12 protein-coding genes and 1 tRNA gene are annotated in these 13,137 nt (G+C 70.3%); 10 read left to right on the forward strand and 3 right to left on the reverse strand.

Features of this window, described 5'->3' with window-relative positions; genetic code table 11:
• Positions 1–111 precede the first annotated feature (111 nt).
• From EVS81_RS11360 to nusG, 3 genes are all read left to right on the forward strand, one after another.
• Positions 112–184 (forward strand) — tRNA-Trp (locus tag EVS81_RS11360).
• Between the two features lie 53 nt (positions 185–237).
• On the forward strand, positions 238–510 hold the full coding sequence (gene secE, locus EVS81_RS11365) for a preprotein translocase subunit SecE (protein WP_130110490.1): 273 nt from the start codon (positions 238–240) through the stop codon (positions 508–510).
• A 52-nt stretch (positions 511–562) separates the two neighbouring features.
• A complete protein-coding gene (gene nusG, locus EVS81_RS11370) occupies positions 563–1,366 on the forward strand; it encodes a transcription termination/antitermination protein NusG (protein ID WP_130110491.1) in 804 nt (267 codons plus the stop codon).
• Positions 1,367–1,426: 60 nt separating this feature from the next.
• On the opposite strand, the gene EVS81_RS11375 is transcribed toward nusG, so the two are convergent.
• Positions 1,427–3,649, reverse strand: a complete 2,223-nt coding sequence (locus EVS81_RS11375; RefSeq protein ID WP_130110492.1) for a malate synthase G — start codon at positions 3,647–3,649, stop codon at positions 1,427–1,429.
• Between the two features lie 156 nt (positions 3,650–3,805).
• Between EVS81_RS11375 and EVS81_RS11380 the strand changes: the two genes are divergently transcribed.
• On the forward strand, positions 3,806–4,564 hold the full coding sequence (locus tag EVS81_RS11380) for an IclR family transcriptional regulator (RefSeq protein WP_130110493.1): 759 nt from the start codon (positions 3,806–3,808) through the stop codon (positions 4,562–4,564).
• 79 nt (positions 4,565–4,643) lie between these two features.
• Here EVS81_RS11380 and EVS81_RS11385 read toward each other — a convergent pair whose 3' ends face one another.
• Entirely contained in the window at positions 4,644–5,465 is an 822-nt protein-coding gene (locus tag EVS81_RS11385; RefSeq protein WP_130110494.1) for an endonuclease domain-containing protein, read from the reverse strand.
• A 597-nt stretch (positions 5,466–6,062) separates the two neighbouring features.
• Between EVS81_RS11385 and rplK the strand changes: the two genes are divergently transcribed.
• A complete protein-coding gene (gene rplK / locus EVS81_RS11390; RefSeq protein ID WP_130110495.1) occupies positions 6,063–6,491 on the forward strand; it encodes a 50S ribosomal protein L11 in 429 nt (142 codons plus the stop codon).
• A gap of 12 nt (positions 6,492–6,503) precedes the next feature.
• Entirely contained in the window at positions 6,504–7,193 is a 690-nt protein-coding gene (gene rplA / locus EVS81_RS11395; protein WP_130110496.1) for a 50S ribosomal protein L1, read from the forward strand.
• Between the two features lie 109 nt (positions 7,194–7,302).
• On the opposite strand, the gene EVS81_RS11400 is transcribed toward rplA, so the two are convergent.
• Positions 7,303–8,061, reverse strand: a complete 759-nt coding sequence (locus tag EVS81_RS11400) for a GntR family transcriptional regulator (RefSeq protein WP_240739822.1) — start codon at positions 8,059–8,061, stop codon at positions 7,303–7,305.
• Positions 8,062–8,215: 154 nt separating this feature from the next.
• Between EVS81_RS11400 and EVS81_RS11405 the strand changes: the two genes are divergently transcribed.
• The 4 genes from EVS81_RS11405 to phnE all read left to right on the forward strand — a co-directional run bounded on the left by EVS81_RS11405 (position 8,216) and on the right by phnE (position 12,866).
• Complete coding sequence (locus tag EVS81_RS11405; RefSeq protein WP_165384253.1) at positions 8,216–9,010, forward strand: HAD family hydrolase; 795 nt, start codon at positions 8,216–8,218, stop codon at positions 9,008–9,010.
• 143 nt (positions 9,011–9,153) lie between these two features.
• Entirely contained in the window at positions 9,154–10,110 is a 957-nt protein-coding gene (locus tag EVS81_RS11410; RefSeq protein ID WP_240739823.1) for a phosphate/phosphite/phosphonate ABC transporter substrate-binding protein, read from the forward strand.
• Between the two features lie 186 nt (positions 10,111–10,296).
• Positions 10,297–11,151: a phosphonate ABC transporter ATP-binding protein gene (phnC, locus tag EVS81_RS11415; RefSeq protein WP_130110499.1), complete on the forward strand. Its 855-nt coding sequence runs from the start codon at positions 10,297–10,299 to the stop codon at positions 11,149–11,151.
• A complete protein-coding gene (gene phnE, locus EVS81_RS11420; RefSeq protein WP_240739824.1) occupies positions 11,148–12,866 on the forward strand; it encodes a phosphonate ABC transporter, permease protein PhnE in 1,719 nt (572 codons plus the stop codon). The genes phnC and phnE overlap by 4 nt, the downstream gene beginning before the upstream one ends.
• Positions 12,867–13,137: the final 271 nt, after the last annotated feature.

Here is a 13,137-nt window from a genome sequence, read left to right on the forward strand (position 1 = left end):
TCGCCGGTTAGACAAGCGTCGGCGGATCGCGTAGAGTAGCTCGCGGTGATTGACTTTCACCAAAATTTTCTATGCCCGAAAGGGTGAGGTCGAAAGTCGCAAGATCTCCATAGGGCGGTGGCGCAATTGGTAGCGCAGCGGTCTCCAAAACCGCAGGTTGCAGGTTCGAGTCCTGTCCGCCCTGCAGATCCCGCCCGGTGCTCGTGCACCGGGCGGGTCAATTGAAAGGACGTGCGAGTGAGCAGCAGCGAGGTCGAGGAGAGCGGCGGACTGGTCGAGCGCGCCAAAGCCGACCGCGAGGCGAAGCGCAACTGGTTCAGCCGGATCGTCCTCTTCGTGCAGCAGGTGATCGCCGAGCTCAAGAAGGTCGTCACGCCGACTCGCAAGGAGCTCATCAACTACACCCTGGTGGTGATCGCCTTCGTGATCATCATGATGGCCCTCGTCTGGGCGCTCGATCAGGTGTTCGGCTTCGTCACCGTCTTCATCTTCGGAACGCCGCTCGGCTGATCCTCGACCGACGAGCCCGATCCAGATCCCGAATCAAGGAAAGCAAGTGCAGATGACCAGCGAGAACAGCAACACCCCCGAGGCCGATCTCGAGTCGGCTCTCGACGCGCTGGTGCAGTCGGTCGACCCGGTCGCCGATGCCGCAGTGGAGGACGCGCTCGAGATCGACAGCGCCGAGGAGGCCGCAGCGGCCGCGAGCGCGATCGTCGACGAGGAGGTCGAGGAGGAGGCCGAGACCGCCGAGGATCCCTACAAGGCGTTCAAGAAGGATCTGCGCCGTCGTCCCGGCAAGTGGTTCGTGATCCACACCTACGCCGGCTACGAGCGCAAGGTGAAGTCGAACCTCTGGAACCGTCGCGAGACGATGGGCGCGGTCGACGACATTTACGAGATCCAGGTCCCCATGGAAGAGGTCATGGAGGTCAAGAACGGCCAGCGCAAGATGGTGACGCGCGTGCGCATCCCCGGGTACGTGCTGGTGCGCATGAACCTCACGGAGCACACCTGGTCGGTCGTGCGCCACACGCCGGGCGTCACCGGCTTCGTGGGCAATGCCAACAACCCGGTCCCGCTGCGCATCAACGAGGCCTTCGAGATGCTCAAGAGCACCGTCGAACTCGAGCCCGCCGCCACCGCGAAGGGCAAGGCCGCCGCCAATGCGGCCGCGCAGGGCAACGTCGAGATCGACTTCGAGATCGGCGAGACCATCACGATCAAGTCCGGCTCCTTCGAGGGGCTGCCCGGCACGATCAGCGAGATCAACCCGGCCGCGGGCAAGCTCACCGTGCTCGTCTCGCTCTTCGAGCGCGAGACTCCGGTCGAGCTCAGCTTCGACCAGGTCACCAAGATGGTCTGAGTCGCGGCTCGCGAACGGCGAAGCGCCCGCACCCCTCAACGGGTGCGGGCGCTTCTGCGTTCATGCGAGCCGGGCTGCGTCCTTCTTGGCCCGCCGCAGAGCGTGGAGCAGCGGCTCGGTATAGCCGTTCGGCTGCGCCGCCCCCTCGACGATCAGGCGTCGCGCCGCCTGAAAGGCGATCCCGTCGGGCCCTTCGCCGAGCAGCGGCTCGTACGCCGAATCCGCGGCGTTCTGCCGGTCTACGACCGCGGCGAGCCGGAGCAGGCTCTCGTCCACTTGCGCCTCGGAGATCACGCCGTGCGCCAGCCAGTTCGCGAGCAGCTGGCTCGAGATGCGCAGCGTGGCGCGATCCTCCATGAGCGCGACATCGTTGATGTCGGGCACCTTGGAGCAGCCGATGCCCTGATCGATCCAGCGCACGACGTAGCCGAGGATCGACTGGACGCAGTTGTCGACCTCGGTCGACACAGCCCGGGCGGAGAGCTCGCCGTCGGCCGCGAGGGGGATGCGGAGCAACTCGGCGAGGCTGTTGTGCGGCAGCGGGGGCAGCGCCCGGCGCTCCGCGAACGCATCGCGCCGGTGGTAGTGAAGCGCGTGCAGGGTGGCGGCAGTCGGTGAGGGTACCCACGCGGTCGAGGCGCCCGCGCGCACGTGGCCGATCTTCTGCTCGAGCATGTCGCCCATGAGGTCGGGCATCGCCCACATCCCCTTGCCGATCTGCGCGCGCCCGTCGAGGCCGCAGTCCACTCCGATGGCCACGTTGCGGTTTTCGTAGGCTCCGAGCCAGGGGCGCGTGCGGAGCGCCGCCTTGGGCGGCATGGGCCCCGCCCAGAGGGAAGTGTGGATCTCGTCGCCCGTGCGGTCGAGGAATCCGGTGTTGATGAAGACGACGCGTTCGCGCGCCGCTTCGATGCAGGCCGCGAGATTCACTGAGGTGCGCCGCTCCTCATCCATGATGCCGATCTTCACGGTGCACGCCGGCAGGCCGAAGAGCTCTTCGACGCGCGCGAACAGCTCGACCGCGAAGGCGACCTCGTCGCGTCCGTGCATCTTGGGCTTGACGATGTAGATCGAGCCGGTGCGCGAGTTGCGGCCGGCCGCGGGGCCCGTCAGATCTGCGAGCGACCCCAGCACGGTCATGATGGCGTCGAGGATGCCCTCGGGCACCTCCGCCCCGTCGCGGTCGAGCACGGCATCCGTGCGCATGAGGTGGCCGACGTTGCGCACGAACAGCACCGAGCGGCCAGACAGGGCGAGCGGGCTTCCGTCCGGCGCGGTGTACTCGCGGTCCCGGTGCATCGTCCGGGTGAAGACGGTGCCGTTCTTGCTCACCTGCTCCGAGAGGGTGCCGTCCATGAGCCCGAGCCAGTTGCGGTACCCGAGCGCCTTGTCGTCGGCATCGACCGCGGCGACCGAGTCCTCGAGGTCCATGATGGTGGTGAGCGCCGACTCGAGCAGCAGATCCTGAACGCCCGCGTCGTCGCCGCTGCCGATCGTGCCGTTCGGGTCGATGACGATCTCCACGTGGAGTCCGTGGTGCGCGAGCAGTACTGCCTCGGGCTGCTCTTCACCGCCGCGGTGTCCGGCGAAGGCTTCGGGCGCGACGAGCCCGGTGGTCGCGCCGTCGTGGAGGTGCACGACCAGTTCGCCGTCTCTCACTCGGTACGCCGTCGCGTCGCGGTGCGAGCCCGTCGCAAGCGGCGCGATGCGGTCGAGCAACTCGCGGCCGCGCTCGATCACGGCTGCGCCGCGGGCCTCGTTGTAGTGCTCGCCGGGTGAGAGCTCTCCGGTGCGCTCGATGGCGTCGGTGCCGTAGAGTGCGTCGTAGAGCGACCCCCAGCGGGCGTTCACCGCGTTGAGGGCGAAGCGCGCGTTGAGGAGCGGCACGACGAGCTGCGGGCCGGCGATCTCTGCGATCTCGGCGTCGACCCCTGCGGTGGTGACGGCGAAGGGCTCAGGCTCGGGCTCCAGGTAGCCGATCTCCTGGAGGAACGCGCGATAGGCGTCGGGATCGGGCTGACCCGGGTGCTCGCGGTGCCAGGCATCGATGCGGGCCTGCAGCTCATCGCGGTGCGCAAGCAGCGCGCGGTTCTTCGGGGAGAGATCGTGGATGATCGCGTCGGCGCCCCGCCAGAACGCGTCGAGGTCGAGGCCGCGGGCGGCCGCGGCGTGCTCGACGAAGTCGACGATGGGCTGGGCCACGCGCAGTTGCGCGCGCGCGGTGTAGACGGTGTCGTGCGCGGCTGCGGCTGCGGTTGTGGTGTTGATGGAGATCTGGTTCATGCTCTCTTCGACGTTTCGTGGCGGTGCGAATGGGTTGCGCGGTGCTGGTCGTGCTGCGCGGATTGCGCGGTGCTGTGCGGCGCGCAGGGCCCTTCGGGGATCACCCTAGGGAGGATCCCTCACTTTTGGAATCACCATTCCGTATGATGGAATTCGATGAGCGAAGCAGCGGCCGCCGGGAGCGGCGAGGGAGCCGGAGGAGTCCAGTCGGTCGTGCGCGCCTTCGGAGTGCTGGAGGCCGTGGCGGAGCTCGCGCCCGAGGCCGCACTCGTGGACATTGCGCGGGCGACCGGGCTCGCGCAATCGACGGCGCACCGCTTGCTGCAGACCATGGTGAACGCCGGGTACGTGCGCCAGACCGAGGCTCGGGGCTACGCGCTCGGCGCCGCGCTCATCAGCCTCGGCACCCGCGCGACGCCGCCGCTCGCGCTCCGAGCGCGCTCGGTCATGGTCGAACTCGAGGCACTCGCTCAGGAGACAGTCAACCTCGCCGTGCTCGACGGCGATCGCATCGCCTACGTCGGACAGGTGCCGTCGCGGCACCAGATGCGCATGTTCACCGAGATCGGGCACCGCGTGCTGCCGCACTCGGCAGGAGTGGGGAAGGCGATCCTCTCGACGCTGCCGGAGACGCGTGTGCGCGAGATCGTGGCGGTCACCGGCTTGCCGCGCTTCACCGCGACGACGCTCACCGATGTCGAGTCGCTCCTCGCCGATCTGCGAGCGGTGCGCCGCCGCGGTTTCGCCATCGACGACGGCGAGCACGAGGTGGGGGTGCGCTGCATCGCGGTGCCCCTGCCCGGCGCTTCGCCCCCTGCCGCGATCTCCATCTCCGGTCCCGCCGCCCGCGTCAATGATGAGCTCGCGGCGACCATCGCCGAGGCGCTCGTCGATGCGGCCCGTAGCCTGGCGTGACGAGCGCATCGCGGGTCGGGTCGCGCGGTGCCCGGCGCACCTGATGCGGTCGTGAGCAGTTCGCCTCATGAGGCAGAGTTCATCTGGCATGGTGCAGGCCCCGCGCGATGGCGCCGAGGACGGCGTCTTGCACCTCTGGCCAGGAGTACACCAGCTGCGCGTAGCTCACACGGATCACGTGGTAGCCGCGTTGGATGAGCGCCGCGTCGTGACGGTTATCCTCTGAGCGCTGGGCCCCTGAGTGATCGCGCCCGTCGAGCTGGACGACGAGGCGATCTCCGACCAGGAAGTCGACGCGGTGCCCGTGGATCCAGATCTGCTGGCGGATGGGGATCCGCAGCCAGCGGAGGCGCGTGCGGAAGAACGTCTCCAGGCCGGAGTCGGCGAAGGGCGAGCACTCCGCGAGGAGCGCGCGGGCGTTTCCGCGCAGGGGAAGGGCCGCGAGCGCCTCGAAGTCGATGAGCCGCTTCTGCAACGCCGAGTCCCATACCGCGAGTGCGGCATCGTGCGGCTGGCACGCCGCGACGCAGTCGAGCATGTTCTCGACACCGTCGGCCAGCGTGCCGGGCGGTCGCAGCACCAGGGGCCTACGGCGATGCACCGTCTTTCCGGCGAGGTCCACGTGGCGTCCTCCCGGTGCGGCGACGTGGGGCCGATCGTGCTCGAATACCCAGAGTCCCCACCGTTTCGCCTGCGTGATGCAGGTGAGGGCGACGCCGTGCCTGGCTGCGAAGAGCAGTTGCGGATCCGCGCTGCGCAGTGCGATCCAGCCGCGTCTCGGGCGAGTGAGATCACCGCTCGCGAAGGCCTTCCGGATGCGGTAGTGGGTGTGGCCGAGCTCGACGAGGCGGGAGGTCTGGGTGATGCCGCCGAGTGCGTGCAGCTCTTGGAAGATGCTCATGCGCACCAGTGTCGTCGCCCGCTCCGCTCGGTGGGCCCGCTCCCATCGGTTTGTGGATAAGCGGAGGCGGTATCGCACGATGCCAGCTTTGTGAGCGGCGAAGGGTGGGGGGTGCACGTTGGGTCCCGACGTGAGCCGTGTTCCTCGTGCACTGATTCGCGGAGAAACTCCTGAAACCGCGGGAACTCGCGTGTTCGGCGGCAAGACAGTGCCCCTGGGGGCGAGGGGCGAGCGGGTGGGAGGCGAGGGGCGAGCGGGTGCGAGGCGAGGGGTGAGCGGGAGGGGGGGCGAGGGACGAGCGGGAGGGGGGCGAGGGGCGAGCGGGTGGGAGGCGAGGGGCGAGCGGGTGCGAGGCGAGGGGCGAGCGGGTGCGAGGCGAGGGGTGAGCGGGTGGGAGGCGAGGGGACGGGATCGCCCGGGCGCCCGCCCTTCCCGGGCGCCGCCCCTCCAGGACGTCGCGCGATCGACGCGGATCGGGTAAGATGATGTGGTTTGCGTCTGCGAGCGCCTCGGCGCGCGTAGACCGGACAGCACCGCAGCCGGATCGGCCGGCATCGCGGGAGAGCGGGGAGACCCGTTCGAGGAAAGGAAACTGTCATGGCAAAAGCCAAGAAGGTGACCGGTCTGATCAAGCTTCAGATCGCAGCCGGCGCCGCCAACCCGGCGCCCCCCGTGGGCCCCGCGCTGGGCCAGCACGGCGTCAACATCATGGAGTTCTGCAAGGCCTACAACGCGGCCACGGAATCCCAGCGCGGCAACATCGTCCCCGTCGAGATCACGGTGTACGAGGATCGCTCGTTCGACTTCGTGCTCAAGACTCCGCCGGCGGCCGAGCTGCTGAAGAAGGCGGCCGGCGTGCAGAAGGGCTCCGGCACCCCGCACACCGTCAAGGTGGCGAAGGTCACCGCCGAGCAGGTGCGCCAGATCGCCGAGCAGAAGCAGGCCGATCTCAACGCGAACGACCTCGACGCGGCTTCGAAGATCATTGCGGGCACCGCTCGCTCCATGGGCATCACGGTCGAGTAAGGGGCAACGGACATGGCACAGAAGTCGAAGGCGTACCGCGCCGCTGCCGAGAAGATCCAGGCAGGCAAGTTCTACGCTCCCGCCGAGGCCGTGGCCCTGGCGAAGGAGACCGGTTCCACCAAGACCGACTCGACCGTCGAGGTCGCCGTCAAGCTCGGTGTGGACCCCCGCAAGGCCGACCAGATGGTGCGCGGCACCGTCAGCCTCCCGCACGGCACCGGCAAGACGGCGCGCGTCATCGTGTTCGCCGTTGGCCCGGCCGCTGAGGCCGCGATCGCCGCCGGCGCCGACGAGGTCGGCGGCGACGAGCTGATCGAGAAGGTGGCCGCCGGCTACACCGATTTCGATTCGGCCGTCTCGACCCCCGAGCTCATGGGCAAGGTCGGTCGTCTGGGTAAGGTGCTCGGCCCCCGCGGCCTCATGCCCAACCCCAAGACCGGCACCGTGACCCCGGATCCGGCCAAGGCCGTAACCGAGATCAAGGGCGGCAAGATCGAGTTCCGCGTCGACAAGCACGCCAACGTGCACTTCATCGTCGGCAAGGCGTCGTTCTCGGCCGAGCAGCTCACCGACAACCTCAACTCGGTGCTCGACGAGATCTCGCGTCTCAAGCCGTCGTCGGCCAAGGGCAAGTACGTGCAGAAGGGCGCCGTCTCGACGACCTTCGGCCCGGGCATCCCGCTCGACGTCGCCGGTCTCTGAGTAGACCCGCCGAGAGGTCTCCGCTCGCGTGAGACCGATGCGCACGGTGGCCGCATCCTCCTGATCCCGGGAGGGCGCGGCCACCGCGTCGTTTCCGGGTGCGGTCGGCTCAGCCTGCGCTGTACTCGCTGCGCGTGAGGGTGTTCCCCACGTTCGACGCCTGCACGCGGAAGGTGACCGTGTCGGGCAGGTACCGGTCCTCGCCGTACTCGATGGGTCGGCCGCCGCTCGTGAAGCTCGTGCGCCGCACGCGGAGCAGGGGGCTCGAGCGGCGCACGCCCAGCAGGGCGGCGTCTGCGCTCGACGCCGGCACCGCGTCGATCGCGTGGTCCGCGTGGGCGGTCGTGATACCGAACCGCCGGTGCATGAACTCGACCACGGACGACTCGTCAGGAGGGATCGAGGCGATGCTCTCGATCATCCACTCGGGATACGCGGTGCGCTCGAGCATCACGATCCTGCCGTCGAGGCTCCGCGTGCGGGTCACCCGGAGCACATTCTCGCGGGGCGCGATCCGGAGCTTTCGCGCCTCGAGCGCGGTCGCGGCGCCGGCGTCGGAGGCGTGCACGAGCCCGCCGGGCGTCATGCCCTTGCTGCGCGCCCACTGCGCGAAGGAGCGCAGCTCGGCGAAGCTCTGGGTGTGCAGCGTCGACTGCACGATCCACCCGGCCCCCTGCACCGGGGCCACCATGCCGCGGTCGGCGAGCCCGGCGAGCGCGTTGCGCACCGTGCCGCGGGCGACGCCGTAGCGCTCGGCCAGTCGGCTCTCGGACGGCAGCGCGGTGCCCGCGGCGAACTCGCCGTCCACGATCCGGGCGAGGAGGTCGCGAAGGACCTGGCGGTGGGAGGTTGCGTGCGGGGAGCTCACCTGCCCAGCGTACGGCGACCGGAGGGCCCGCGCGTACCGCAGGTGGACAGGCGTTCGCAGGTGTCCGCGTCTCGAGCGGAATCGCTCCGAATCGTTCATGGGACGTTCACCGCCCGGTTCGGAACTGCTCACCCGCAGCCGCCGTAATGAACGGGTGAACTTCGCACCCGTCGCACGATCCTCGGAACGGATCGCACCAGCACCAGCACCAGCACCAGCACCAGCACCAGCACCCGTCGCCGCCGCGACCACCGCCCGTTCGGCGCCCGCGCCCCTCGCCGTGCTCTGCGACATGGACGGCACGCTGCTCGACACCGAGGCCACCTGGCTCGACACGGTGCGGGACACCTGCGACCACCTCGGTCTCAGCGCCCCGGGCGAGATCGCCGCGAGCTTGGAAGGCGCGACGACGGCGCAGGCCAGCGTCCGGATCGTGGCCGCGCTCGCCCGGACCGGCCGCGAGGCCGGATCGGAGGCGGAGGTCGCCGCGCGGCTCGAGGCGCGCTCCTTGACCGCGATGGAGGGCAACATCGGCTGGCGCCCCGGAGCCGAGGAGCTCGTGCGCTCGCTGCACGCCGAGGGCGTACCGCTCGTGCTCGTCACGAGCTCCTCGCGTCGCTGGGTCGCCGCCGCGGCCCGACACGTCGATTTCTCGGCGTTCGCCCACATCATCAGCGCCGACGACGTGCGTTCCACGAAGCCGGATCCCGAACCCTACCGCCGTGCCGCGGCCCTCGTCGGGCGCGCACCGGAGGAGTGCGTCGCCCTCGAGGACTCCGAGGTCGGCCTGAGCGCCGCCCTCGCATCGGGCTGCACGAGCGTGCTGGTCCGCGCGGCGGAGGCGAGTTGGGGCGCCCGCGCCCACGAACAGCTGCCGGAGCTGCGCGGCATCGACCCCGAGTGGGTGCGCGCCGCCGCGCTGCGTCGCGCACGCGCCGCGCCGTCGTGATCGTCGCCCGGACCCGTCCGCCGCCTGATCCCTCGGAGCGCACGCTCCATCCGCACGCTCCATCCGCACGACGCATCCGCACGACGCATCCGCATGACCCATCCGCATCACCCATCCGCATCACCCACTGAAAGGCATCCCCTGTGAATACTTCACTCCGCCGCGGCCTCACCCTCGTCGCCGGTCTCTCGCTCGTCGGCATGCTGGCCGCGTGCGCCCCGGCGCCCGCCGAGTCGGCAGAAGCCGGGGCCGAGCCGGCGAGCTCGGCCCAGGGCTTCGCGAAGGACGAGAACACCCTCGTGATGGGTATGGTTCCCGATCAGCAGTCGGTCGAGAGCAACTTCCAGCCGCTCGTCGACTACATCGCCGCGAAGACGGGCAAGGAGGTCGAGCTCGTGCAGTCGACGGACTACGCCGCACTCGTCGAGGCGTCGATCGCGGGACGGGTCGACATCGGCAACTTCTCGGGCTTCACCTACGTCGCCGCCACGAACGGCGGCGCACCCCTCACGCCGATCGGCGTCACCGTGACGAGCGAGGGGGCGGAGCCCGGTTACGAGTCGCTGACCGTGGTGCCCGCCGGCTCTGACATCGCCTCGATCGAGGATCTCGCCGGCAAGCGGGTGTGCTTCGTGGACCCGGGCTCGACCTCCGGCTACCTCTACCCGAGCGCCGAGCTGCTCGGCGCGGGCATCGACCCCGAGACGGACGTCACTCCGGTGTTCGCCGGCGGCCACGACGCCTCGGCGCAGAAGACCGCGCAGGGCGTCGAGTGCGATGCGGGCTTCGCGGAGGACGCCGTCGTCGAGAGCACCGGTATCGCCGACGGGCTGTTCGCGGAGGGCGACCTCGAGGTCATCAACCGCGTCACCGTGCCGGGCGCGCCGCTCGTCATGTCGACGAATCTTCCGGACGACGTGCAGCAGTCTCTCCGGGAATCGCTGCAGAACATCACGATCGAGCAGATCGCCGCAGAGGGCATCGAGATCACCGATGCGTTCCGGGCGTTCTTCACGGAGCTCGTCCCCGTCGAGGACTCGTACTACGACAGCGTGCGCAAGGTCTGCGAGGAGACCGGCGCCGCGCAGTGCCAGCCGTAGTGAGCCGCTGAGCGCCCGGAAGGCCCGGCCCCGTCGCGCGGGTCGGGCCTTCCGGGCGCACTTCCGGATCCGGGCGCACTTCCGGATCCGGCCCCTGCCGCGATCCGGCCCCTGCCGCGATCCGGCACCATCCCTTCCTCCCCCTCCGCGCATCACCCCGCCCCGACCCTGAGGAGCACAGGCCCCATGACTGACACCCCGGCAATCCAGCTCACGGACCTCTCGAAGCAATTCGGATCCACCACGGCCCTCGACGGCGTCTCGCTCAGCGTCGGCTCGGGAGAGATCGTGGTGCTCCTCGGGCTGTCCGGTTCGGGCAAGTCCACCCTGCTGCGGCACCTCAACGGCCTCGAGACCGCCACCTCGGGAGACGTCCGCGTGTTCGGCGCCCCGCTGGCCGGGGTGCGCGGCGCCCGGCTGCGCGGGATCCGCCGTCGCATCGGCTTCATCTTTCAGCAGTTCGAGCTCGTGGGGCCGACCACCGTGCTCGAGAACGTGCTCACCGGAGCGCTCGCGACCCTCCGGGGCCCGCGCCTCGGGCTCTTGAGCTACCCGCGCCGGCTGCGCGTTCGCGCGCTCGACCTGCTCGCCGAGGTGGGACTGGAGCACGTCGCTTTCCAACGCGCCGACACCCTCTCGGGCGGGCAGCAGCAGCGGGTCGCGATCGCGCGGGCGCTGATGCAGGATCCCGAGATCCTCCTCGCGGATGAACCGGTGGCCTCGCTCGATCCCGAATCCTCCCAGCAGGTGATGGCGCTGATCCGAGAGATCGCCGAGCGACGCCGGCTCACCGTCGTCTGCAGCCTGCACCAGGTCGAGCTCGCTCTCGCGTGGGCCGACCGCATCGTCGGTCTGCGCCACGGCGGCGTCGTGCTCGACCGCCCCGCGGGCGCGCTCGACGCGGACACCGTCATGCGGGTGTACCGGCAGGTGGCCGTGGACGGCGGAGCGCTCGCGAGCGCGCTGCCCGATCCCGCAGAGATCCTCGGCTTCGGCGGGGCCCCCGCGTCCGAGCCGCAGCTGAGCGGGGTTCGCGCGTGAGCGCGTCGGCCGCGGTGCGGTCGGCCCGACCGCGGGCGACGCTGCCCGTGCCGAGCCGCAACTCGGTCATCGCCGCGGCGCTGCTGCTCGCGTTGCTCGCCGCGGGGCTCTGGTCCTTCCGCGGGGTCGGGCTCTCGTGGGAGCAGCTGGCGCGGGGGACCGAGTACGCGGGCCAGTTCCTCGCCCGCACAGTGCCGTTCGTCTGGCCCACGGTCGGGGAGACCGTTCGGCTCAGCGCGCTGACCCTGGCGATCGTCTTCTGCGGCACCGCGCTCGCCGCGATCCTCTCGATCCCTGTGGCGGTTCTGGCCGCGCGCAACACCACCCCGTGGCGCGGCGGCGGCGCACTCGGCCGTTTTCTCGGTGTGACCGCGCGGGCCGCGCCCGACGCGATCATGGCAATGATCTTCGCCCTCGTGATCGGGCAGGGCGCGCTCGCCGGAGTGCTCGCCCTCGGCATCCACTCCATCGGAATGATCAGCAAGCTCACCGCCGACGCGATCGAGCAGATCGATGAGGGCCCCGTTCGTGCGCTGCGCGCCGCGGGGGCGAGCCGTGCGCAGCAGTTCTGGGGCGGAATCTGGCCGCAGGTGCTTCCCGCCTACATCGCGATCGTGCTGCACCGGGCCGACATCAATCTGCGCGTCTCCGTGATCCTCGGCTTCGTCGGGGTGGCCGGGCTCGGGCAGCAGCTCAGCCACGCGATGCAGACCCTGAACTATCGCGAGGCCATGCCGTTCGCCGTCATCATCTTCGTGCTCTGCGTGGCCTTCGAGGTCGTCTCCGCCCTGATCCGGCGCGCACTGCTCGGGGCGCAGCCGACGGGACGCGGCCTCGGGCATCGGCTGGTGCGGCGCGTCACGTCGGCTCCGGCGGCGAAGGCGGGTGCGGCCCGGGCCGCGCGCATCCGGCAGTCCCGTCTGCGCCTCGGCCGTGCGGGACGCATCCCCTGGACTCCGGATCGACTGCGCCAGGCGGGGCTGATCTGGGGCACGGCGGCGGTGCTCGCGGTATCGATCGGGATCGCGGCGACGCAGGGGAGCAGCTTCGCCTACTTCTGGAAGAATCTCGGCATCGCGGCTGCGCGCCTGTGGCCGCCGTCCCTCGCCCCGGAGAAGTGGGGCGACGTCGCGCTCGCGCTCCTCGAGACGGTGCAGATCGCGTTCGCCGCGACCCTGTTCGCGGTGGTCTTCTCGGCGCTGCTCGGCGCATTCGCCGCGCGGAACGTCGCGCCGAACCCCGGGGTGCGCGCCGGAGCGAGATTCACCCTGATCGCGATCCGCGGTCTGCCCGAGCTGCTGCTCGCCCTGTTCTTCATCATTCTGACGGGGCTCGGCCCGGGGGCTGCCGTGCTGGCGCTCGGGATCGGGGGCATCGGCCTTCTCGGCAAGCTCGTGGCGGATTCGCTGGAGGAGGTGCGCCCGGGCCCCGAGCGTGCCCTCACGGCAGTGGGCGCGACCCGCACGCAGGTGTTCGCGGCAGCGACGTTCCCGCAGGCGGTACCCGCGTTCGTGGGGCACACGCTGTATCTGCTGGACACGAACGTCCGATCGGCCACGGTGCTCGGCATCGTGGGCGGCGGCGGGATCGGGTACATGCTCGCGAGCGCCGCCCGCATCAACCAGCACGAGCTGCTCTTCCTGCTGCTCTGCGTCCTCGCGATCGTCTTCCTGCTGGAAGGCCTGTCCTCCTGGCTGCGCAGGCTCCTCGCGTAGCGCCTCGATCCCGATCCCGATCCCGGCGCTCCCGGCGATCCCCGTCCCGGGCTCGCTTCACGGTGATTCCGTTCCCGTTACCGTTCCCGTTCCCGTTCCCGCTCACGCCGGCACCCTCGTCCGCACTCTGCTCGGGCGAGGGTGCCGCTGTCTGCGCAACGGCCGGCCCTGTGAGCCCAGGCGCACACGGCCCGGCGGCCGCTGGACGCACACGGGCCGTCGACCCCCGGCGCACACGGCCCGGCGGCCGCTGGACGCACACGGGCCGCGC

Source organism: Leucobacter triazinivorans, from assembly GCF_004208635.1.
Taxonomy (GTDB): domain Bacteria; phylum Actinomycetota; class Actinomycetes; order Actinomycetales; family Microbacteriaceae; genus Leucobacter; species Leucobacter triazinivorans.